27 protein-coding genes and 1 tRNA gene are annotated in these 19,292 nt (G+C 61.9%); 13 read left to right on the plus strand and 15 right to left on the minus strand.

Annotated features, from left to right (window positions below; genetic code table 11):
- Positions 1–414 precede the first annotated feature (414 nt).
- Positions 415–1,284: a hypothetical protein gene (locus XH85_RS25645; protein WP_128934022.1), complete on the plus strand. Its 870-nt coding sequence runs from the start codon at positions 415–417 to the stop codon at positions 1,282–1,284.
- Between the two features lie 567 nt (positions 1,285–1,851).
- Complete coding sequence (locus tag XH85_RS25650; protein WP_128934023.1) at positions 1,852–2,163, plus strand: hypothetical protein; 312 nt, start codon at positions 1,852–1,854, stop codon at positions 2,161–2,163.
- A gap of 145 nt (positions 2,164–2,308) precedes the next feature.
- Here XH85_RS25650 and XH85_RS25655 read toward each other — a convergent pair.
- The 4 genes from XH85_RS25655 to XH85_RS25675 all read right to left on the minus strand — a co-directional run bounded on the left by XH85_RS25655 (position 2,309) and on the right by XH85_RS25675 (position 4,752).
- Positions 2,309–2,385: transfer RNA gene (locus XH85_RS25655), tRNA-Pro, on the minus strand.
- 74 nt (positions 2,386–2,459) lie between these two features.
- Complete coding sequence (locus XH85_RS25660) at positions 2,460–2,945, minus strand: DUF192 domain-containing protein (protein ID WP_128934024.1); 486 nt, start codon at positions 2,943–2,945, stop codon at positions 2,460–2,462.
- Between the two features lie 217 nt (positions 2,946–3,162).
- Positions 3,163–3,792 carry a cold-shock protein gene (locus XH85_RS25670; RefSeq protein WP_164935008.1) on the minus strand — a complete coding sequence of 210 codons (630 nt, stop codon included), beginning with the start codon at positions 3,790–3,792 and terminating at the stop codon, positions 3,163–3,165.
- Between the two features lie 198 nt (positions 3,793–3,990).
- Positions 3,991–4,752 (minus strand): SIR2 family NAD-dependent protein deacylase, encoded by a 762-nt coding sequence (locus XH85_RS25675; protein ID WP_164940842.1) that lies wholly within the window; start codon positions 4,750–4,752, stop codon positions 3,991–3,993.
- 262 nt (positions 4,753–5,014) lie between these two features.
- Between XH85_RS25675 and XH85_RS45345 the strand changes: the two genes are divergently transcribed.
- Positions 5,015–5,179 carry a hypothetical protein gene (locus XH85_RS45345; protein WP_164935006.1) on the plus strand — a complete coding sequence of 55 codons (165 nt, stop codon included), beginning with the start codon at positions 5,015–5,017 and terminating at the stop codon, positions 5,177–5,179.
- A 71-nt stretch (positions 5,180–5,250) separates the two neighbouring features.
- Here XH85_RS45345 and XH85_RS25680 read toward each other — a convergent pair whose 3' ends face one another.
- Positions 5,251–5,538 (minus strand): hypothetical protein, encoded by a 288-nt coding sequence (locus tag XH85_RS25680; protein WP_128934027.1) that lies wholly within the window; start codon positions 5,536–5,538, stop codon positions 5,251–5,253.
- A 234-nt stretch (positions 5,539–5,772) separates the two neighbouring features.
- Here XH85_RS25680 and XH85_RS25685 point away from each other — a divergent pair, with 234 nt between their 5' ends.
- Positions 5,773–6,048, plus strand: coding sequence for a hypothetical protein (locus tag XH85_RS25685; protein WP_128934028.1), 276 nt, complete (start codon positions 5,773–5,775; stop codon positions 6,046–6,048).
- Here XH85_RS25685 and XH85_RS25690 read toward each other — a convergent pair.
- Together XH85_RS25690 and XH85_RS45350 are read right to left on the minus strand one after the other, a co-directional pair.
- Positions 6,045–6,242: a hypothetical protein gene (locus tag XH85_RS25690; RefSeq protein ID WP_128934029.1), complete on the minus strand. Its 198-nt coding sequence runs from the start codon at positions 6,240–6,242 to the stop codon at positions 6,045–6,047. The two genes, XH85_RS25685 and XH85_RS25690, sit on opposite strands and share 4 nt — an antisense overlap.
- A 731-nt stretch (positions 6,243–6,973) precedes the next feature.
- Positions 6,974–7,111, minus strand: coding sequence for a hypothetical protein (locus tag XH85_RS45350; RefSeq protein ID WP_164940843.1), 138 nt, complete (start codon positions 7,109–7,111; stop codon positions 6,974–6,976).
- Between the two features lie 279 nt (positions 7,112–7,390).
- Between XH85_RS45350 and XH85_RS45355 the strand changes: the two genes are divergently transcribed.
- Positions 7,391–7,528, plus strand: coding sequence for a hypothetical protein (locus tag XH85_RS45355; RefSeq protein WP_164939282.1), 138 nt, complete (start codon positions 7,391–7,393; stop codon positions 7,526–7,528).
- 44 nt (positions 7,529–7,572) lie between these two features.
- On the opposite strand, the gene XH85_RS25695 is transcribed toward XH85_RS45355, so the two are convergent.
- Complete coding sequence (locus XH85_RS25695) at positions 7,573–7,869, minus strand: HU family DNA-binding protein (protein WP_008558895.1); 297 nt, start codon at positions 7,867–7,869, stop codon at positions 7,573–7,575.
- A 354-nt stretch (positions 7,870–8,223) separates the two neighbouring features.
- Here XH85_RS25695 and XH85_RS25700 point away from each other — a divergent pair, with 354 nt between their 5' ends.
- Together XH85_RS25700 and XH85_RS25705 are read left to right on the plus strand one after the other, a co-directional pair.
- Positions 8,224–8,715 carry a hypothetical protein gene (locus XH85_RS25700; RefSeq protein ID WP_128934030.1) on the plus strand — a complete coding sequence of 164 codons (492 nt, stop codon included), beginning with the start codon at positions 8,224–8,226 and terminating at the stop codon, positions 8,713–8,715.
- Between the two features lie 116 nt (positions 8,716–8,831).
- Complete coding sequence (locus XH85_RS25705) at positions 8,832–9,134, plus strand: hypothetical protein (protein ID WP_091887822.1); 303 nt, start codon at positions 8,832–8,834, stop codon at positions 9,132–9,134.
- Positions 9,135–9,241: 107 nt separating this feature from the next.
- Here the strand turns inward: XH85_RS25705 and XH85_RS45360 are convergent, their stop codons facing one another.
- From XH85_RS45360 to XH85_RS25715, 3 genes are all read right to left on the minus strand, one after another.
- Entirely contained in the window at positions 9,242–9,409 is a 168-nt protein-coding gene (locus XH85_RS45360; RefSeq protein WP_164940844.1) for a hypothetical protein, read from the minus strand.
- A gap of 76 nt (positions 9,410–9,485) precedes the next feature.
- On the minus strand, positions 9,486–9,713 hold the full coding sequence (locus XH85_RS25710) for a hypothetical protein (RefSeq protein WP_128934031.1): 228 nt from the start codon (positions 9,711–9,713) through the stop codon (positions 9,486–9,488).
- The gene (locus XH85_RS25715; protein WP_091887825.1) at positions 9,707–9,940 is read right to left on the minus strand and encodes a hypothetical protein; all 234 of its coding nucleotides are present in this window, start codon (positions 9,938–9,940) and stop codon (positions 9,707–9,709) included. The genes XH85_RS25710 and XH85_RS25715 overlap by 7 nt, the downstream gene beginning before the upstream one ends.
- A gap of 228 nt (positions 9,941–10,168) precedes the next feature.
- Here XH85_RS25715 and XH85_RS25720 point away from each other — a divergent pair, with 228 nt between their 5' ends.
- A complete protein-coding gene (locus XH85_RS25720; protein WP_128934032.1) occupies positions 10,169–10,381 on the plus strand; it encodes a hypothetical protein in 213 nt (70 codons plus the stop codon).
- A gap of 207 nt (positions 10,382–10,588) precedes the next feature.
- Here XH85_RS25720 and XH85_RS47440 read toward each other — a convergent pair whose 3' ends face one another.
- The 4 genes from XH85_RS47440 to XH85_RS25735 all read right to left on the minus strand — a co-directional run bounded on the left by XH85_RS47440 (position 10,589) and on the right by XH85_RS25735 (position 15,466).
- Entirely contained in the window at positions 10,589–10,720 is a 132-nt protein-coding gene (locus XH85_RS47440) for a hypothetical protein (RefSeq protein ID WP_256477664.1), read from the minus strand.
- Positions 10,692–10,874: a hypothetical protein gene (locus tag XH85_RS25725; protein ID WP_128934033.1), complete on the minus strand. Its 183-nt coding sequence runs from the start codon at positions 10,872–10,874 to the stop codon at positions 10,692–10,694. The genes XH85_RS47440 and XH85_RS25725 overlap by 29 nt, the downstream gene beginning before the upstream one ends.
- Before the next feature lie 39 nt (positions 10,875–10,913).
- A complete protein-coding gene (gene ligD / locus XH85_RS25730; RefSeq protein WP_245473797.1) occupies positions 10,914–11,855 on the minus strand; it encodes a non-homologous end-joining DNA ligase in 942 nt (313 codons plus the stop codon).
- A gap of 200 nt (positions 11,856–12,055) precedes the next feature.
- Positions 12,056–15,466 (minus strand): adenylate/guanylate cyclase domain-containing protein, encoded by a 3,411-nt coding sequence (locus XH85_RS25735; protein WP_128934034.1) that lies wholly within the window; start codon positions 15,464–15,466, stop codon positions 12,056–12,058.
- A 460-nt stretch (positions 15,467–15,926) separates the two neighbouring features.
- Between XH85_RS25735 and XH85_RS25740 the strand changes: the two genes are divergently transcribed.
- The 5 genes from XH85_RS25740 (at position 15,927) to XH85_RS25755 (ending at position 19,249) form a co-directional block, all read left to right on the plus strand.
- Complete coding sequence (locus XH85_RS25740) at positions 15,927–16,118, plus strand: hypothetical protein (protein ID WP_128934035.1); 192 nt, start codon at positions 15,927–15,929, stop codon at positions 16,116–16,118.
- 57 nt (positions 16,119–16,175) lie between these two features.
- Positions 16,176–16,544, plus strand: coding sequence for a VOC family protein (locus XH85_RS25745; RefSeq protein ID WP_128934036.1), 369 nt, complete (start codon positions 16,176–16,178; stop codon positions 16,542–16,544).
- A 416-nt stretch (positions 16,545–16,960) separates the two neighbouring features.
- Complete coding sequence (locus tag XH85_RS45365; protein ID WP_164940845.1) at positions 16,961–17,131, plus strand: hypothetical protein; 171 nt, start codon at positions 16,961–16,963, stop codon at positions 17,129–17,131.
- Between the two features lie 643 nt (positions 17,132–17,774).
- Positions 17,775–18,227, plus strand: coding sequence for a VOC family protein (locus tag XH85_RS25750; protein WP_091887845.1), 453 nt, complete (start codon positions 17,775–17,777; stop codon positions 18,225–18,227).
- Between the two features lie 383 nt (positions 18,228–18,610).
- Positions 18,611–19,249 carry a glutathione S-transferase family protein gene (locus XH85_RS25755; RefSeq protein ID WP_128934037.1) on the plus strand — a complete coding sequence of 213 codons (639 nt, stop codon included), beginning with the start codon at positions 18,611–18,613 and terminating at the stop codon, positions 19,247–19,249.
- Positions 19,250–19,292: the final 43 nt, after the last annotated feature.

Genomic DNA, 19,292 nt, shown 5'->3' on the forward strand with positions numbered 1-19,292 from the left:
AAGCGAACGTCCGGGTCTGAGCGCAACTACACCAGCTCACATTGAATCACTTCGGGCTCAGCCTCACTCATTGAACGTGCCCAGGCAAGAATGTGGACCGTAAGCACCCCCCGCGGTGTTGCTTGCTCGTACGACTGTCGAGGTCCTTGAATGGACGTGTGACTGCCGATAACGTCTGGTGGTTTTTGGTCTTGGGGGATTTCAGTGCGATATTTGGTGAGCCTGCCCTTCGCGGCAGCTGTTTTTGTGACGCCCGCGTTTGCCGCTCCGCCAGCAAGCTGTGCTTCTAAGTTTATCGGCGAATGGCGGCATTCCGGAGGAAATAAGGGCACGCTCACTGCCGACGGGCGAGCGATCTGTAGTGAGCACGCGGCGTGCCAGGCCGAAGGCACCTGGACTTGCTCAGGAAACAACATGACCTACACGACCAGCCTGGGCTCGTGGGTGTACACGCTACAGCCGGACGGCTCGATTACGGCCAACGGTGGCATCGCACGGGCCGTGCGAATCGGTCGAGCGCCCGCGGCGCCCGCCAAGCCGGCGGAGACCGGTTCGAAGGACGCGACACTAGTTGGCAACCAAAATGGAAAACCGGTTAGGCCGACGAAAGATTGTAGCGGCGTGAGCGGCAAGATAGATGGCGTCGAGCTAAAGCCGATGAAGTGCGACGACGCACCACCAAAAGCCGCTGCAACGGCTCCCGCTCCAACCGCTCAACCAGCCAAACAAGCGCAAGTTACCTCCAGCACAGTGGCCGGATCGAAGCGCGCACTGGATGCGATCGCCGATATTTCATCCGAGTTCAAGAAGGCGCTCGAGAACGCTTCGCTCAGCATGGAGCATGCGAAGATCGACCCTTCGCGCATCAAAGAATCGGTAGTGAAAGAGCCGGTAGTCAAAGAAGCCGAGAAGAGCCCAACTCGATTGGAAGCGAAGTCGTCTTCCGATAACGGGCCTTCCCAGGCAGCCGACGACCCTCAAGATCCGCCGCGAGAAATCACCGACCTTGACCCGGAAGATTACGCTAAGAAGTGCAGAGATGAATCCTTCGAAAGCGGCCTCAAGAGCCTAAAACAGGATATCGCTGCTGCAACCAAAAACGTAACGTACGAACGTGATCCGAAAAACACGAAGACAGCTCGCGGGCTCAAGTTCTACTTAGAAAAGTACAAGCTGGTGAAGAAGGTTCTCAAGAGGTGCGCCGTAGAGGTCCTCAACAAGCAAGTGATCGATCCTATCGAACGAAGCGGAATCTTAGCCGACATCGCCGATGATCCTCAGTGAGCGCGGTCTCGAACTTTTCGGAATCAAAAAATTAGCGAAGCGGCTTTGCGGCCTTCGGACGCCAAGTGGGCGGCTCCCCCAAGGGGCAGGGTCCGGGCCGGGGGTGGATACCGCCCGGTCTTAGGCATCACATGCAATTGCTTCAACGACCTTGCCCGTAGCCGCGGGACCTCTGCCCCTTCGAGAACAGTTACCATATCGCTAAGCCGTTGACGTTCTTCGATTCTTGGACTCACAAACGCGCCTGCAACCCGGGCATTTCTTGTTTGATGTTGCGCGCTTTCGAAACCCGACAAAAGCGCTGAAATCGATAGAATGCGCAAACCGATCAAGCGCTAACTTGTCTGGTTTTACGTATTAGACTTTTCCCGACAAAATATTCGTTGCTGATTTTTCGGCGGGCCTCATCCTGATCGCGGGTCGAAAGCCCGAAACACTAGCCGAGAGCCAATCCGGTGAGCGGCAATCACAAATCTTGTCCAGGGGCCGCGCGCGTATGTCCAAGGCGCACGCCCAAAGGTGCGCGGGGCCGCCTAGTGTCGGTCATTTCGCCCCTGGACTCGCATCTTGCTCGAAAGGCAAAACACTATGCGCAACTCAACCGCCCCCCGCACCTCGACCCACTCGACTGATCTTGGCGCCCTGCTCGCTCGCCGCAGCACTGATCTGATCCTAGCGATCGAAGATGGAAACGTTTTGGTCCGCTGTCAGGTGAGCTCGGCGATCGCCGCCGCGATGCTGGCGCCCCTCAAAGGCAAGGGCGCCGGCCAATTCCGCGCCCTGCCTGGCAACCTGGTCGAGATCGATGCGGCCGTGACCCTGCCGACGGCGCTACAGATGATGGAAGCCAAAGCAGCAATAGAGAACACGCTGCATTGAAAAACGACGTTGGCGGGCGGTGACAAAGCCGCCCGACAGGCTCAAAATCCGCGCTCGTGCTTCCCCGGTGCTTCCCCGGGGTTAGCACGGGCGCAATTAGCATGGAAAAGGAGAACAAATGTCGCCGCAGTTTCAGCGGGTTAGTTGGTCGGGGCAGCTGGATTCGAACCAACGACCTGCAGTACCCAAAACTGCCGCGCTACCAGGCTGCGCTATACCCCGAATGTCCGGCGAGCCCCGTCGATACACGCTTCCCGGCGCGCCAGCAAGGCGCCAATGACGCCGTTCCCGGGCGGCTATTTGCTGCCGAACAGCGGGTGGGCGACCCGGTCGCCAGGACGGATGCCGTATTTCTGCGCCGTTCCCGCCACCACCTCCAGCACCGCCCGGGCCGGCCCCTGGGACGAGATGATCTTGGTCGACATCGGCTCGGTGTTTTCGGCGATGCGCAGGATGCGGCCGTCGGCGCGGATGAAGATCATGTCGAGCGAGACGTAGGTGTTCTTCATCCACATCGACACTTCCTGCTCGGGATTGAAGTCGAACAGCATGCCTTTGCCGTCGGCCAGTTCCTTGCGGTACATCAGGCCGGTCTGCTTCTCCTGCTCGGTTGTCGCCATCTCGACCGAGAACACCTGCACGCCGTTTCTGGTGACGATCTCGAGCGGCTGGAAGCTCGCGGCGCGGACAGATCCGATTGCGACCGCCATGCCGGCAACGACGAGGATGGCGGCAAGACAGCCCTTCGCAACGGACCAGACGGCCTTTCGATCAGAATTCATGGGGACTCTCGGGGCGTGGGACTGGAACAGTCCTTACGCAACGGTCGCCGGAAAAGCCAGAGGCGCGCTGGCTGGCCGGCACGCCTCTGCTCACGATTGCGGGAATTGATGCCTTTAGAGCGTTTTCGAGCGAAGTGGATACCGGTTCGCGTGAAGAAAACGCGTCAAAACAAGAATCTAGAGCTTCGGTTCTGAATCAATCAGAACCGATCAGGCTCTAGTGCGACTGCAAGCCCGGCGACCCGGTCTCGGGATGGATCTCGGCCGCCATCATGCCCTTGGAGCCGGGCCCGAATCGGACCAGCACATATTGGCCGGGGCGCAGCTCAGTCATGCCGAAGCGGCGCAGTGTCTCCATGTGCACGAAGATGTCGGGCGTGCCCTCGCCGCAGGTCAGGAAGCCGAAGCCGCGCAGCCGGTTGAACCATTTGACCTGGGCCCGCTCCAGGCCGCTGGTCGGGGTGACCGTGACGTGGGTGCGCGGCGGCAGCATCTGCGCCGGATGGATCGCGGTGGATTCGTCCATCGAGACCACGCGGAATGCCTGATAGCCCTTGGCGCGCTGGACGCACTCAACGACGATGCGGGCGCCCTCGTAAGCAGTCTGGAAGCCGTCGCGCCTGAGTACGGTGACGTGCAGCAGCACGTCGGGCCAGCCATTGTCGGGCACGATGAAGCCGTAGCCCTTCGAGGCGTCGAACCATTTGATGACGCCGTGAACCTCGACGAGGTTGGCGCTGCCTTCACCCAGTCCGGTGAAGGGGCTGAGCGCGCTGTCGCGACCGCTGCCGTGCTCGCCCACGGGAACTCCGACCTTCTTGGACTCAAATCCGTCCGACGACCCCATAACCCCGGACCCCACACTGCCATGCAACCCGCCACTTTGGCGGCGCTCGAATCACGCGTCTTAAGAGAATGTTCTCAATTCGACGCGACGCGAATCTTTCGACTCAAAAGATAACACTCCCGGTTGCGAGGCATAGACAAAAAAGAGATTCGCCGGAACCTATGAACAGCTTGCACAGCCGCGAATCAAATTGATGCCTCAATTGCCGGCAAAGGGCCCAAGCGCTTCGCCGATGTCGTGATGGATCACGAGGTCGGCGATGTCGTCCTGCTCGGTCGGCTCGCGATTGATGATCACAAGTCGTGCGCCGGCGTTCTTCGCCATCATCGGAAAGCCCGCTGCCGGCCACACCACCAGCGAGGAACCGATGGCGATGAAGAGGTCGCAGGTCTGCGACAGCGCAGCTGCGCGCTGCATTTCATCCTCGGGCATCATCTGGCCGAACGAAATCGTGGCGGTCTTCACCGGCTCGTCGCACATGGTGCAATTGGGCGCGGCGCCCTCCGCATCGAACCGGCGCTTCACCCAGTCGAGTTGATAGGCCTGCCCGCATCCGATACATCGCGCATAAGTAGTATTTCCGTGAAGTTCAATCACGTGCTCGGCAGCCAGCCCCGAGGCTTGGTGCAGATTGTCGATGTTCTGGGTGATGACGGCGGGAACCTTGCCGGCGCGGTAGAGCGAGGCCAGTGCGCGATGGCCGCGGCCCGGCTTTGCCGCCGCGAACACCTCCTCCATCGCAAAGCGCCGGCGCCAGGATTCGTCGCGCGCCTCCTGGCTCGCCACGAACTCTTCGAACGGGATTGGACGGTTGCGCGTCCAGATTCCGCCCGGCGAGCGGAAATCCGGGATGCCGCATTCGGTCGAGATGCCGGCACCGGTGAACGGCACGATTCGCTTGGCTTCGGCGATCATGTCGCCGAGCCGTTCAACGCCGCTGCGAAGGTCCGATGCTATCACGTGCTGCTCCCGATGTGTTTTGCGCTCACTGCATGGCACAAGCGCCAAGATTATTGACGCTCTTATCCACCGTGGCGAAAAGAGCGAAGAGAAACAGACTCGGCAATTCCTGCCGCCCATCGCATATCACAATCCTGCAATGCCTCCTCCCCATTGACGCCCCATTCGGGAGCCCCAATGGATGTATCGAATCCGACTCGCGGCGCGATGCGGCGGCAGTGCTCGAGGTCAGTGGAAACAGGTGCGAACAGAGGGGATGGATATGACCGAAGATGAAGAACGCAAAGCGCGCGAACGCGAGGAGATCGCCACCCGTGTTGCCGCCTTCCGCGCCACCCAGGAGAAGTTCAAGCGCGAGCGCGAGGAATATTTCGTGTCGACGCTCGAGAATGCGCGCAAGGTCGAACGTCCCTCGCTCTGGCCGTAGGGCGTGACGTCACGCGCACACGAACGAAAAAAGCCCGGAGCCTCGCTCCGGGCTTTTCGCTTTAAAACTCGCTACCAGTGCCGCCAGTAGTGGTGCCGGTAGTACGGTCCGCCGCCATAATAGGCGTAGGGACCCGGTCCGTAATAGTAGCCCGGGTCGTCATAATAGCCGTAGCCCGGCCCGTAATAGCCATAGGGATGCGATGCTGCGACTGCGCCCGCCGTAATTGCGCCGGCGGCAAGGCCGAATGCGAGGCCCGGACCGATGCCGCGGCCGCGCGCCTCGGCTGGCGCAGGCGCCGCGACCGCGGTTACGCCGACGGCTGCGACGGTGGCCAGAACTGCCAGTGTCTTCTTCATGATTTTCCTCCTTCGCGCGTCTCGCGGGACAACTGCGAGGGCCTGCGATGGTTGCGCGCAGTGCGGAACCGAAAACGGTCAAAAAAAACCGTGAACCCGCGGGAACGAACGCTCGCTGCGCCGATTGACATCGTAAGTGCGGAAGCCTCCGCCATCCGGGTTGAGGCGACAGCACGAAGACCTCGTCAGCATCCTCCGCGGTGCTGGCGGGGTTTTTTTAGTTTCGCAGGAGAGATGCAGCAGACCATAGCGGCTGCCAGCGTTGCGGCCTTCGGCCGGCAGTTCGATCCTTCCTCGCGGCACCGAAAGACGTTTCTTTTTGTGAGCGCGGAACAAGATTTTCGCGCACACGTTGAAGTCGTCTTCAGGCAGAAGAGGCCCGACATGCCCGCGTGGCTCGAAGTCCTGCTCAACCTGTGCGGCTATGCCGGTTTCGTGGCGCTCGCGACGCGCGGCGGCACGTTCCGGGATACGTCCGCGAACGACCGGATCTGCGGCGAGAAGCGCTAGTTCGCGTGCAGCGCCTGCCCTGCCGTGCGCACCAGCCGATCGGCCTTGACCGCGACACCGGTGTCCTCGGCCTGCGGCCGCAGCGAGAAGCTGATCCCCACGAAAGCGAGACAGAAGAGCGTGCCGACGATGGCGACGCGCCGGTAGGTGTGGCGATCGCCTTGATGAAAGGACGGCTCTGAAAATGGCGTCATGACAAAATGGCTTCTTCGCAAAATCGCTTCTTGATTGTCGTTGCCACACACCTATCCCAAGTAGCGGCAAGCGCAACGCGATTGGGCTTTTAACCTAACCGAATAGGGTTATCGGCTTTCGGACAAGGTTTCGTTAGACGTTGCGCCAAGATCTCGGTGCGCCGCGCCCGACCGCCTTTGTTCCAGCTTCGACTCCCTTTCGTTCGCGAAGAACGAATCGGAATCGAAGAAATCGGCGCGGAGCAACTCTTAACAAGTGGTGTGAGCGCGCGCGGCGAGTGCCCGATCACGTGAGGTCGATCGCTGCGGCACCAACAGTTTGTCCTGGCGCAGCCGCGAGTCGCGGTCGCAACAAACGACTGCCTGCAAAAGCCAGCCGTGACCGACATGTCCCGCATCGATACAGAAGGCACGGCTTGTTCTGCATCCGACTCCATTTCGTTCGCAAAGAACGAATCGGAGTCGGAAAAATCAGAGAGACGCGAATCCTAACGATCGATGAAAGCGGGCGCCGCCACCGGCACAGGACTCTTCGGCGGCAAAATTTTCGGCGGCAAGAATTTAGAGGCGATTGTGAACACGATGACGATCTCGCGGCACGACTCGCACCGAAAGCTGTTGGGTGAGTTTGCCGTCATCGGCTTGGCGCATTGCGGGCACGTCATGCTGCACGAACGCGTGACTTCACACGTTCGTTCCGTCGCACGTTGCGTCCACTCTCGCCGATCCACTCACGCCGCCCGCCTTGCTTTGCCCTTCTCCGAAAAGCATTCCAGGATCTGGATGCGCAGCTCCTCTGCAGCCGGGCCTTCGAGCTTCCTGAGCTCGTTCCAGAGCCTGATCACTTCGCGCTGTTTCTCGACGGTCATGAATCACCTCCAAGAGAAGATGATTGACTAGAACAAAATGAGAACAAAAAGTCCAGCCCCTCCCCGAAATTCCACAGGGGCACGGCGGCTTGAACCTTTTCCGCGCTGCGCGGGACCCATGGAGGCTGGGGATTTCAGGGCCCAGTCATACGGCAGCGCCGCCTGACGAACATACTCCGTCATCGCGGCGCTGTTGCTTTTTGGATTTTCAACCTTACGTTACGAACGTAGCCGGCGGCCAGGCGCTGAAATCCCAACGCCGTCGGCCAAGAGAGCCCCGTGCGAAAGCGCGGGGTTTTTCTTGTCAGCCGCGGTTGCGCGGCAGGCGACGGCCGGCGGGCCCTGTGGTTTCTCCTGATCGTCGTGGTGATGTTCGGCATTGCCGTCGCCGAGCACCACCTCGACTTCAGCCGCTGATCCGTTGCGATGCTGCGCGAAGTGGCCCCGGCATCGCCGGCGCCTTAGACGGCGTCCTTGGCCACCTTCAGCGGCGAGGCCTTGACCGACTTGCTCGCCGGCTTGGCCGCAAACTGCATCGGCTCCTTGGTGAAGGGATTGATGCCCATCCGGGCTTCGGTCGCGGGCTTGTTCACCACCGACATCTTGACGAAGCCGGGAATGACGAACTCGCCGGACTCGTTGAGCTCCTTGTAGCCCACCGTCGCCATGTATTCGATCACCGACTTCACGTCGTTCTTCGACAGCTGCGTGCCTTCCGCAATTGCATCGATCAATTGGGTCTTCGTCATCTTCGCCATGTTCTGAATTCCTTTGAAGGGATGCGCGTGCGTAAACTCTGCTGTGGACGCGGCCGGACCGCGGAGGCGCGCTTCTAATTCATGCCAGAGGTCATGAAGTGACCGGGCTTAGAGCCTATCGAGGCCCAAAACGCAAGCAGGGGTTCTCTAGGGTTCCCGACTTCCTGTGAAAGATGTTGCAGCATTTGCCGATTCTTTTTGAACCATTTGCCGCCTGGCGCGTCTTACTCGTTGAAGTCCCTAAGCTTCACCCCACCAGAAAGCCCCGCTTCCCCCAGGCGGGGTTTTCGCTTTTGCCGGCCTGATAGAGCGCCGCGGCTGCTATATGGTCGAAAGGTTTCTCGTGGGGGACTCATGAAGGTCGCTATCGTCATCGCCGGCTTGATCGTTGTTGCAATCGCCGCCCTCGTCGCCATCCAGCCGAGCTTCTTGAAGCCCGCGTCCCTGGCCCTCGTGAAGAAATCCGACATCTTCGGTTTCTCGCCCGGGATGACATTCGACGAGACCAGCAAGCTCGTCAGTCAACGTCGCTACCTCTGCCGCCAGATCCGGGGCTCGTACGTCCTCGAATGCGAGATCAATGGCGCCAAGGTCACGGTCGATAGTGACGACGCTGACGCCAAGCATCCGATCTGGCGTGTCCATGCGGAGTTGAACAATCCGGGGCCGCAGGAAGCCGCCGTCAAATCGATCTCCGACCAGTTCAACGCCCAGCCGATCAAGGTCCGCGCGGGATGGACATGGATCGTCGGCCGTGAGCTCAAGCTGAGCTATGACGGCCTCGCCTTGAACCTCGTGGACGAGGCTGCGGAGGCCAAGCTTCGCAAAGACGAAGCCAGGCGCTAGCGAGCACGACGAGTCACCTCATCGTGAAACTTGTGACTGGGCACGCCTTGTTGAGACTTCGGTAACCTAACGCCTCCAATCTCGCATCAGTATCGTTGCGTTGGAGTATCCTCACAGTGCTGGATTTTAACGAGCTGCGTGAACTCGCGGCTGATGTACGCGTTTTTGTCGATATCGCCGAGGACAAGGCCGAAGCGCTGCGAGCCGTCATCGCAGCTTATGACGTCGTGCTCGCGATCTTCCCCTCTGGTGACGGCATGGGCCTCCATGTCATCAAAGGCAAAGAGATCCTGGACAAGATCGCAAACTCGCGGAGCCATGCGATGTACAGCCACACGGCCATCGCGGTCCCCGACCTCGAGCACGCAGAAGTGCTCAAATACCTGACGGCGCCGGTCGAGCAACGGATCGCAGCCTGAAGCGGATGCGTTTTGATTGAATCGGTGCGGGCCGTGAGCACCTCTCCCCTAGGGAGAGGTCGGATCGCATCGCAAGATGCGATCCGGGTGGGCGAGCCTTCCCACATTCACTGGCCGCCCAGCACGAACACCGTGAAGCCAATCACGATGCAGCCGAGCCCGAAGACCGCCGTCACGATTTCGACGACGTTTTCCAGACCGAAGAATCTGACGATGGCGCTCCATGCGGCAGACAGGAGCATCTCCGCGATCGCGCAGAGCAGGCCTTGAAGCATGGCAATAGGTCGCGTCGGTCGTCAGCGGGGTTCAACCGCCGTAACCGCTCGGCCTGTCCCGCAGTAGAACCGCCCCTCACCGAACGTCCCCGGCCTTCCGGCTCTCACCAATTGAAACCGGCTTGTTCAGGAAATAGTCGCGGTTACCGGTCGCAGCTTCCGCGTACTGGTCGATGGCCACGATGATGGCCTGGACGTGGGCATAGCACCACCCTTCCCGCGTCGCTCTTCGGCGAACGTCCTCGAGCGCGGTCAGGAAGGGCGATAGCTCTCTCTCATCGTCGAACCAACGCCTGCTCACCATGTCCTCCCGCCGAGCACCCTGCCCTTGGTCTGGCGCGGCTGCGCGCTCTTCAGCGCGTCCCGCTGGGCGCAAAGACTTTCAATCTTCGCTTCCATCCGCGACAGCAGCGCTTCGGCCGAGGCCGTCCCGACTCCCGCCCGCTGCAATTGGAGGATCTCCTTCCTCTGCCTTCCCATCCGGATGCGCATCCGTTCGATCTCCCGCCTGACAACGTCCAGGTCCGGCATGTTCAGCCCCGCGATTTTGAATATGGTCCATGAGAACAAAAACGGAACGAAAAGTCGAGTCCGACGTTGGACTGAGAAGGAGGAATTGTGCCGCCTGCGCCGCCCTTACGTCGCACCCGCCCAGAAGGGATGCACGCGTGCGAGTGCGCGGGTAGCTCTACCTTCCATAGGGAACAGACGATCGCCGCTCGTTTTGACTAGGCTGACCCAAATGCTGGAGGAGCCGGGATGCCGTACTTCATGCCCAAGCAGGACCAGGCGCAACGCACTTACAAGGTGCTTGCCGACGTCTTCTGCGCGATCATGCTCGCGACCTTCTCGATTGTGTTCTTCGGACTGCTCGGCGGTGTTGTTGCCTTCGTTCTACTTGAGGCCGGCCTGCTTGCGATCGATTGGCTCTTGCCGAACGAGGATGACGATGCGGCAGGCGTTGTTCGCTAGCGGACTTTCCCGTGGTAGCCCCACGCCGACTTGCTCAAACCCATGTTGCTCGAACTCATGAGGTCGACGAGCACGGTGCAAGTCCGGCCGGCTCCCGCTTGTTGGCCAGCGACCACTATTAGAGGCCTAGAAAAGGACTCCGAGCGCGACCGGGATGGCTCTCGCACACAAAGCCGATGCCAAGCCAGATCGGGCAATCAGGCTTTGTCAGAACAGATCGCCTATGAGCTTGAGGATGCTGACGATCAGGCCCGAGAGACATGCTGCAGTGCCGAGGTCGGCCAGATAAAGCAACACGTCACGTTCGTCCTCACTCAGTTCTGCCAGTGCCTTGCGCATCTTCCCTCTCCATGGCCTCGATCAGCTCTTCGTCATCGAGAACATCCAGCAGATCATTGATTGTCTTGTTGCCGTCGCGCGCCCCCGGCTCGACATAGCTTGCGAGAATGGCCTGGGCCTGCTTGACGGCTGCCCTCACGCGATCCGGTTTCACGGCCGGTACTCCACGCATACTGTGGAAGCTAAAACGCAGCTAGGAACGGCGCGTTCCTTTGCTCAGCCCCTTGAATGAGCTGGCGCGCAACAACCCTTCGGATGTGATGTCGCGATACTCCACGTCAGCGTAGAACTTCGGCTCGACCCAGGTGGCCTTCGGCTTACTGACGGGCTTGGTGAGCTTGGTTTTGGGGCTGACGACGGTCTCCAGTGCCTTGCGGATCTCCGCGGACTTGGTTCGAGACCAGCCGGTCCCGACTTTGCCCATGTAGCGCAGCTCTTTGCCCTCCCGCTTGCCGAGGTATAGCGCCGCGACGCCGGAGGGATCTTTGATGAACCCGACCACGGGAAATTTCTCGCGCTGGACAGCCTTGATCTTCTGCCAGGCTTCGACCCGGTCCGACCGGTACGGCGCGTCAACCCGCTTCGAGATGATGCCTTCGTAGTTGAGCTTGCTTGCAGCCTCGAACAACGCCTGCCCGTCCCCGACATGGTGCTCGCTGTAGACGATCGGCTTCTCCAGCTTGTGGCTCTCGATCAGCTGCTTCAGCAGCTCTTTGCGGGCAAGCTGGGACAAGTTCCGAAGGTCTCGCCCATCGAGCCACAGGAGATCGAAGGCGAAGTACAGCAGGCGATCCTGATCGCCCCTTGCGAGATCGGCCTGCAGCTCGGCGAAGCTGGGACGATCCTCGTGGATGACCACGACCTCGCCATCCACGATCGCCTGTCCCTGGATGTCGAAGGCGCCCGCAATGGTGGAAAACTTGTTCGTCCAATCCAAACCTTTCCGCGTCAAGGCTCTGCGGTCGTCGCCGTCAATGCGGAGCTGGATGCGGTAGCCGTCGTATTTGATCTCGTGAATCCACTGAGCCCCCGAAGGCGGCTTCATCTTCGGGACCGCCAGCTGCGGGCTGATGAAGCCCGGCATGGGCGCGGCTTCCGGCGCTTTGGCCGGAGGTGCCTTGGTACGCTTCGCCACTGACGCAACTCACGAGAGCCCGCCGCTGGCGTTGAGCGCTGAGGCGGGCAGTGCACCTGCCTTACTCACGTGTCGCAAACGCGGAGGCGTTCTCCGCGTTCCGAAATTCTGGCTGAGGTTGGGTGGGGCCAGGCGATCTACTAGGACGCGGTCTCCCGCGCGGCCGACTTGACCAGGGAGCTGCGATGCTCGTTGCAGAATCAACTGCTGGGACCTGGGATCGGCTTCTTCTCGGAGCTGACAATGATCTCTCGAAGTACTGCTCTGGCAGCCTGGAGATCCGCTGTCTCAAAGCCCTCAGCGAACTGGCCATAGAGCGGACTGAGCAGGTCGTGAGCTTCGCTGCGCCGGCGCTGTTCTATCCAAAGTCGCGCGAGCGATGTCGCTGCGCGCAGTTCCCAGAGCTTGGCGCCTTGCCGGCGCGCGGTTGCAGCGGCATGGCAGAGCCGTGCTTCCGCGGCGATCGGATCGGGCCTCGGCAGCCGCAGCATCAGCTCGCCCATCATCCGATGGAGTTCGGCCTCGAACCACCGCTCGCCGGTTTCTTCCACGCGGTCGAGCGCCTTTGCAATCAAATCCAAGCCTTCCTCCACTGCGCCGGAGCGGCCAAGCGCCTCGGCCTGGAGGCCGAGAAAATGCGGCTCATAGACATTTGCCCCGGTGGCACGCCAAGCCGGCAAGCCCTGCCGAAGCTGCGCCAGCCCTGTCTCTAACTCACCTGACTCGGTCAGAGCCCATCCGCGGATCACGGTGGCAGGCGCAAGGAAATGCGGAAAACCCTGCTCGGTCGAGAGCTCAACCAGTGCCTCGGCTCGATTCCGGGCTTCGGGCGCCGCCCGGCGGTACTGCTCGAAGAGACACGCGAACAGGAGAGCGTACGCCAGCGTGTTGAGGTGATTGAGATCGTTGGCGGCATCGAGCGCTTCGCGGCTCCGTGCCAAGGCCTGTTCCGGATAGCCCAGCGCCAACAACGTCCATGACAGCGCCGACAGCGCCGCCACCCGAGGATCCTGCACGTAGAAAAAGGCGAGCGAGCGATGCCGCTCTGGGTCGTAGAGCGCGAGCGTCCGCTCCAGATGGAGGCGGGCAGCGGCGATCTCGCCGCGCCACAGGGCACCGGTCCCGCTGACGCGGTGAGCAACTATGGTTGCGGAAGTTTCCTGATGATTCTGCGCCCGGCGCAAAAACTCGTCTGCCACGTCGCGCGCCGCGTTGTGCTCGGCGCGCACGCCGTGAAACACCCATTGACCATAGAGCACGGGCCAGAGCTGGGCGGTGGCTCCGATCTGCTCGCAGAGCTCGCGGGCACGGGCGTTGGCCCGTCCAGCTTCCGGCGACGCCCAGCCTTGCGTGGCCATCAGCGCGACGCCCAACGCAACCTGCAGGTCAAGTTCGCGCCGCCTTCGATCGGCCTCGGGCAACCCCGCGGCAAGATTCAATCCGTTCCGTAACTGCGCAAGCGCTTCAGCCATAGCCGATCGGGCGATGGCTCGTTGTCCCGCCTTCAACCAATACTCGGTCGCCGGCTCGATCAGTCCGCCCTCCGTGTAGTAGTGGGCCACAAGTTCGGGCTGCGCCTGCATAGTCTCCGGAAAATGCTGCTCGATCGCAGCGGCGATGCGGGCGTGCAGGCGCTGTCGCTTGACGCGCACCAGGGTCGCATAGGCGGCGTCCTGCACGAGCGCATGCTTGAAGCTGTAGGTTGCCTGCGGCGGCGTCCCGCGCCGGAACACGAGGCCCGAATCGACGAGGTCATCCAACCCCGCCTGCAGGTCGCTCTCCGGCAACTGCGCCGTCCTCGCCAGCAGTTCATAAGAGAATTCCCGCCCGATCGCGGCCGCGACCTGGGCCACCTCACGAGCGGGGGCCAGCCGGTCAAGCCGGGCCAACAGCGATTCCTGGAGTGTGGTTGGGATTGCCATGGGCTGCAGCGGCCCCGCGAGCGCGTAATGGTCGCCCTCATCGCGGAGTAGATTGGTCTCCAGCACAGTCCGCGTCAGCTCCTCGACGAACAGCGGCACGCCGTCGGTCTTCGCGACGATCTGGTCGAGCACCGCAGGCGGCAGCGCCTTGCCGCCGCTCAGCCGCGCGACCATTGCCGCGCCCTGCCGGCGGCTCAACCGGCTGAGGGTCAGCGGGGTCACATGGGCATAGCGCGTCCAGCGCCGCACGAACTCGGGCCGGAAGGTGATGAGGACGAGCACGGGGGCGCCTTGCACCCGGTCGACCAGCAGATCGAGCAGCTCGAGCGAGGTCGGATCTGCCCAGTGCACATCCTCAAACAAGGCGAGGACGGGCCGGCGCGTCGCAAGCCCCAGGACCTGATCGACCAACGCCTCGAGCGTCCGCTCCTTCTGCCGATGCGGGCTCATGTCGAGCGGCAGGTAGCGCGCATCCGTCTCGAGCGACAGCAATGCCGCGAGCAGCGGAGCCACCGCGGCGACATGTTCGGTCGATAGCGCGAGCAGCGCCTCGAGCTTGTCGAGCCGCGTTGCAGCGGGATCGTCCGCAGCAAAGCCCGCCGCCCGCTCCAGATGCCCGATCACAGGATAGAGCGGGCTGGTCTGATGGTGCGGTGAGCAGTAGTGGCTCAGGGCCGTATGCGGCTCATTCTCAAGTCGCCCGCGCAGCGCCCGCAGAAGGCGCGACTTGCCGATGCCAGGCTCGCCCGTCAGCAGAACCACCTGGCCATCTCCCTCCTTGGCCCGCTCCCAGTGCTCGAGCAACAGGCCGATCTCATGGTCGCGACCGACCAGCGGCGTCAGGCCAGCCCCGTGCAACGCCTCGAACCGGCTCTCGGCGGCGCCTTCCCCGACCACGCGCCAGGGCCGCACCGGAACGGGAAAGCCTTTCAAGATCTGCATGCCGAGCTCGGTAAGCTCGAACAGTCCGCCGATGAGCTCGCGGGTGCGGGCGGAAATCACCACAGTGCCGGGCGCGGCCATTGTCTGCAGGCGCGCCGCGAGGTTCGGCGTGTCACCGACCACGGTCTCCTCGCGCGCCGCACCTTCGCCGATCAACTCGCCGACAACCACCGGACCGGTCGCAATGCCCACACGGGCCGCCAGCGTGTCGCCATCCGCCGATGCCAGGCTGTGTACCGCCGCGACAGCCGCGAGGCCGGCGCGCACCGCGCGTTCGGCCTCATCCTCATGGGCGCGCGGATAGCCGAAATAGGCCAGCACGCCATCGCCCATGTACTTCGCCACGTGCCCTTCGAACCGCGCGATCGCGCCCGCCACTGCACTCTGATAAGACCGCAGGACTTGCGCCATTTCCTCCGGATCGAGCCGCGCCGCGAGCGCGGTCGAGTCGACCAGGTCGACAAACATCACGGTGAGCTGGCGGCGCTCAGCCTCCGGTGCAAGCGCAGCGCTGCCGGAGGTGACGGTGGGTACGGCCGTAACAGGGGTGGTTGCCGACATCGAGCCGGCGCGCAGTGCAGCAATGGCGGCAAGCAGCTTGCGGCGATGGCCGATCGAGACGATCCCGAGCCCGACCAGATCCTCGGCCGTGAGGTCCATGAGGACCTCGGGATCGATGTCGTTCTCCCGGAACGCCTGTTCGTACTGTCCCAGCCCCAGACCACATAGCCAGGTCCCGATGTCCATGGGCTCCTCCCGGCTTTGGTATTCAGCGCTAAGGTGCTCCAGTCTATCTCAAGATGGCGTGCGCCGGGCGCGGTGAAACGTCACGAGTAGAGCGCGGAGGGAGGGCAGAATTTCGGTGACAGTGCACCAAATTCATTCGCCAGACGCCCTGCGCCCCCGCGCCTTCGATCAACGCTAGCGGCGCCTGAATTGAGTGCACTGTCACCGCAACTCCGTAACTCCAGCTGCCGCTGTTTCCACGCCCTAACGTCGGCTTGCGGGGGCGAACGGACCAGGACGAATATGGCGGCGACGTCCCCCATGTGACCTCCAGCAGACGTTCGCTGGGTCGACTTTTGTTCTGGCGTCGCGCCGGTTCCGGGTGCACACTGGTTCTATCACCGCACGGCGCTGTGCTTTGATCGGTGATGAGAACGCCGGTATGCGCTCCCTCCCAATTCAGCAGGGAAAGGAGAGTGCCATGGGAAGACACTCACAATCCCACATTGACGACAACCTGAACGCGGAACGTGCCCGCATCATAGCGGAACTGGAAAATGCGCAGCCAGGACCACAGCGTGATCTTCTAGAAAGCAAACTGCGCCAGCTCGAAACCGCTTCTCATATTGATGAATGGCTGACGTCGTCGGGTCTGCAACCCCCCGAGGAATAAGGCCGTCTCAGGCCGACCGAGCGCGTGAGGGTCAGCAGATAGCGAGAGGGTCTTTCGATGACTATCACCCTCAACCACACCATCGTCCCTGCCCGCGACAAGAGGGCAGCGGCGCAATTTTTTGCGCGCATTTTTGGCCTCCATGCCGATCCGAAAGACGGCCATTTCGCGCCGGTACGTATCAACGACACGCTCACGCTCCTCTTCGACGACGACGAGGCGTTCGAGAGCCACCACTACGCCTTCCACGTCAGCGATGCCGAGTTCGATGCCATCTTCGGCCGCATTCGCGAGGTGAATCTCGCCTATGGCAGCGCACCGTGGAGCCTCGACGACGGTAAGCTCAACGACTGGAACGGCGGCCGCGGCGTCTATTTTCGCGACCCTGACGGCCACGTGCTAGAACTCATGACCGTACCGCAGTGAGCCGCTACAGCGATGAGGCGATCGAGGAAATTGTCGTTGTGTCGTGTGTGAGATTATCTGTAATTACGGCGACAGTGCACAAATTCATTCCCAGATGTCCTGCTCCCCGCGCCTTCGTTCGACGCTAGCGGCGCCTGTCAATTGAGTGCACTGTCACCGTACTTCCGAGGGGTTGACATTGAGGTCAACAAACTCCGAGATGCGGCGCAAGAGCGGGACTTTGGTGAGCCGGCAGAGCTCGTAGGATGGGTAGAGCGAAGCGAAACCCATCGAGGGCCTCGTTGCCTGACGAAACATGATGGGTTTCGCAAGTGCTCTACATCCTACGAGCTGCGAGTCCGGCCGCTAGAGTATTGGGTCTATCCGCAAGAGGAACACCCAAGAACCAAGTGCGTTTACGCGCGGAGGGCTTTGGAATGAAGCCGACGAAGCAGCTCAAGCAGCAGGCCCTGGTAGCCGAGCGGGCGGCTCGGGAAACCGCAGACGAGTTCGTGTCGCGGCAGTTGAAGGCGTTGGCCTCAGGCTTCAGGGCCCAAGCAAAGGTCATCAAGAAGAAAAAGAAGAAGGGGCCTAGCCGCCACGCCTGAGGCGCTATTGAAGACCCCGTCCACCCGATGGCTGGGTCAGGTCAGTGGCTCTCCAATAGACACTGGCAACAACAGGCACCGTCGGGGTCTCGACGCAGCGTCCCATAGGAACAGGTCGACAGGTCGGAATCAATGATCAAGCGGTGCCGGCATGCTCCTTCTGCATGTTGGCACTGAAAGCCCCGTGGCGTCGTCGCTGCGGGGCTTTCCTTGAGGAGGCCGTCATGAGGATCGCGCAGGCGATGAGCCCGCACCTCTGGTGCTTTTCGGCATGGCCGTTCTCCCTGTCATCGCGGTGCTGGCGTGGTTCGCGTTCTGACTTCAATTGACGATATTCCGAGGCGCACTTCGGCTCGGCAGGGCCACTTAAGCCCCTTTGCCGTTCCTGTTGAGCTAAGAGCGCCGGCACGCGGAGTCGAGATGACTTAGTCTCTCAATGTTGCGAGTTCGTCGATGGAAAGGGGAATCGATTTGTATGGCCTCCTGAGATGAGGAAGCACTCACGCAATCGAGAGCGCAAAGGGAAGGTGGCACGCAATTGTCACGCGAACCCCTGCACCATGTTTGAATTTGCTGCTATTTAATGCCCGTCGTGTCGAAACGGGCGGAAACTTCCTACAACGTTCTGAGAAGGATAACAACCATGCGATATCTCCACACCATGCTGCGCGTGCGCAATCTCGATGTCGCGCTGAAGTTTTACCAGGATGCGCTGGGCTTGAAGGAGGTGCGGCGGATCGAGAACGACAAGGGGCGCTTCACGCTGGTGTTCCTGTGCTCGGCGGATGATCTCGAAGCGCTGAAGAAGCAGCCCTCGAGCCGCGGCGCGCCGCTGGTCGAGCTCACCTATAATTGGGACGAGGAGAAATACGGCGAGGATCGCTTCTTCGGCCATCTTGCCTATGAGGTCGACGACATCTACGCCACGTGCGAGAAGCTGATGAAGGCCGGCGTCACCATCAACCGGCCGCCGCGCGACGGCAACATGGCCTTCGTCCGCTCGCCCGACCTGCACTCGATCGAGCTGCTGCAGAAGGGCGAGCCGAAGCCGCCGCAGGAGCCCTGGTCGTCGATGCCGAATACCGGCCACTGGTAAGGCGCTCGGCAGGAACAAGGCCCCTCGCCCGCCGTTCTCTTCGCAACGAAGCCGATTGGAGGAGGATGCGATGGCGAGAGGGCTGTTGCTGTGGCTGCTTGGCGTGCCGATCCCGGTGATCATTCTGTTGTGGTTGTTCTTCGGCCGCTGAGCGCCGCGTTGAATTTGCAATGAAGGCTCCGCCCCGGGCGGAGCTTTTTGCATGAGGGGCTCGGCGCAATCGCGCATCGCTCGATGAGGCGAATTCCGCTATCAACCGCGCGAGGTGGACTTGTAGCCCGGATGGAGCGCAGCGTAATCCGGGACCGCCGCGGTCGAAGCCCCCGGATTGCGCTTCGCTCCATCCGGGCTACGACACCGAAGAACGCCGCAGGAGACGCCTCATGCCTGACACCAAGCTGACGATCTGGGGCCGCGCCAACTCGGTCAACGTGCAGAAGGTGCTGTGGTGCCTCACCGAGCTCGGCCTGGCTTACGAGCGCATCGACGCCGGCATGCAATACGGCAAGACCCGCGAGGCCGAGTATCTGGCGATGAATCCCAACGCGCGGATCCCGACGCTGGTCGAGGGCGAGTTCGTGCTGTGGGAATCCAATTCGATCATGCGCTATCTCTGCCTCGCGCATGGACGCAGCACGCCGATCTATCCCGAGGCGCCGAGGCTGCGCGCCAGCGTCGACCGCTGGCTCGACTGGACGCTGTCGACGGTGCAGCCGGTCGACCGCCCGGTGTTCTGGGGCATCGTGCGCACCGCGCCCGCCGAGCGCGACATGCTGCAGGTGCAGCGCGATGCCGATGCCGCCGCCGAGGTCTGGGCCATCGCCGACCGCGTGCTCTCGTCGCGCCGCTTCATCGACGGCGATGCGTTCACGCTCGCCGACATCGCGGTCGGCTCCTATGCGCGGCGCTGGCTCGGCGTCGAAGGCATCAGCCGGCCGGCGCAGCCGCACCTCACCCGCTGGCTCGCCGAGCTTGGCAAACGGGTAGGATTTGCACAATTCGTCGCACCGCCGATGTCGTGACCGCTGGCGCGGCGTAAGTCGCGATGATCGCGGGAGGAATCGC

Origin of the sequence: Bradyrhizobium zhanjiangense (assembly GCF_004114935.1) — a bacterium.
GTDB classification, from domain to species: domain Bacteria; phylum Pseudomonadota; class Alphaproteobacteria; order Rhizobiales; family Xanthobacteraceae; genus Bradyrhizobium; species Bradyrhizobium zhanjiangense.

What these genes read in the sequence shown, in the direction of transcription:
- XH85_RS25645 (WP_128934022.1), top strand. Translation starts at nt 415, where the DNA reads ATGACCTACACGACCAGCCTGGGCTCGTGGGTGTACACGCTACAGCCG.
- XH85_RS25660 (WP_128934024.1), bottom strand. Translation starts at nt 2,945, where the DNA reads ATGAATTCTGATCGAAAGGCCGTCTGGTCCGTTGCGAAGGGCTGTCTT.
- XH85_RS25670 (WP_164935008.1), bottom strand. Translation starts at nt 3,792, where the DNA reads ATGGGGTCGTCGGACGGATTTGAGTCCAAGAAGGTCGGAGTTCCCGTG.
- XH85_RS45345 (WP_164935006.1), top strand. Translation starts at nt 5,015, where the DNA reads ATGACCGAAGATGAAGAACGCAAAGCGCGCGAACGCGAGGAGATCGCC.
- XH85_RS25680 (WP_128934027.1), bottom strand. Translation starts at nt 5,538, where the DNA reads ATGAAGAAGACACTGGCAGTTCTGGCCACCGTCGCAGCCGTCGGCGTA.
- XH85_RS25685 (WP_128934028.1), top strand. Translation starts at nt 5,773, where the DNA reads ATGCAGCAGACCATAGCGGCTGCCAGCGTTGCGGCCTTCGGCCGGCAG.
- XH85_RS25690 (WP_128934029.1), bottom strand. Translation starts at nt 6,242, where the DNA reads ATGACGCCATTTTCAGAGCCGTCCTTTCATCAAGGCGATCGCCACACC.
- XH85_RS45350 (WP_164940843.1), bottom strand. Translation starts at nt 7,111, where the DNA reads ATGACCGTCGAGAAACAGCGCGAAGTGATCAGGCTCTGGAACGAGCTC.
- XH85_RS25695 (WP_008558895.1), bottom strand. Translation starts at nt 7,869, where the DNA reads ATGGCGAAGATGACGAAGACCCAATTGATCGATGCAATTGCGGAAGGC.
- XH85_RS25700 (WP_128934030.1), top strand. Translation starts at nt 8,224, where the DNA reads ATGAAGGTCGCTATCGTCATCGCCGGCTTGATCGTTGTTGCAATCGCC.
- XH85_RS45360 (WP_164940844.1), bottom strand. Translation starts at nt 9,409, where the DNA reads ATGCTTCAAGGCCTGCTCTGCGCGATCGCGGAGATGCTCCTGTCTGCC.
- XH85_RS25710 (WP_128934031.1), bottom strand. Translation starts at nt 9,713, where the DNA reads ATGGTGAGCAGGCGTTGGTTCGACGATGAGAGAGAGCTATCGCCCTTC.
- XH85_RS25715 (WP_091887825.1), bottom strand. Translation starts at nt 9,940, where the DNA reads ATGCCGGACCTGGACGTTGTCAGGCGGGAGATCGAACGGATGCGCATC.
- XH85_RS25720 (WP_128934032.1), top strand. Translation starts at nt 10,169, where the DNA reads ATGCCGTACTTCATGCCCAAGCAGGACCAGGCGCAACGCACTTACAAG.
- XH85_RS47440 (WP_256477664.1), bottom strand. Translation starts at nt 10,720, where the DNA reads ATGCGCAAGGCACTGGCAGAACTGAGTGAGGACGAACGTGACGTGTTG.
- XH85_RS25735 (WP_128934034.1), bottom strand. Translation starts at nt 15,466, where the DNA reads ATGGACATCGGGACCTGGCTATGTGGTCTGGGGCTGGGACAGTACGAA.
- XH85_RS25740 (WP_128934035.1), top strand. Translation starts at nt 15,927, where the DNA reads ATGGGAAGACACTCACAATCCCACATTGACGACAACCTGAACGCGGAA.
- XH85_RS25745 (WP_128934036.1), top strand. Translation starts at nt 16,176, where the DNA reads ATGACTATCACCCTCAACCACACCATCGTCCCTGCCCGCGACAAGAGG.
- XH85_RS45365 (WP_164940845.1), top strand. Translation starts at nt 16,961, where the DNA reads ATGAAGCCGACGAAGCAGCTCAAGCAGCAGGCCCTGGTAGCCGAGCGG.
- XH85_RS25750 (WP_091887845.1), top strand. Translation starts at nt 17,775, where the DNA reads ATGCGATATCTCCACACCATGCTGCGCGTGCGCAATCTCGATGTCGCG.
- XH85_RS25755 (WP_128934037.1), top strand. Translation starts at nt 18,611, where the DNA reads ATGCCTGACACCAAGCTGACGATCTGGGGCCGCGCCAACTCGGTCAAC.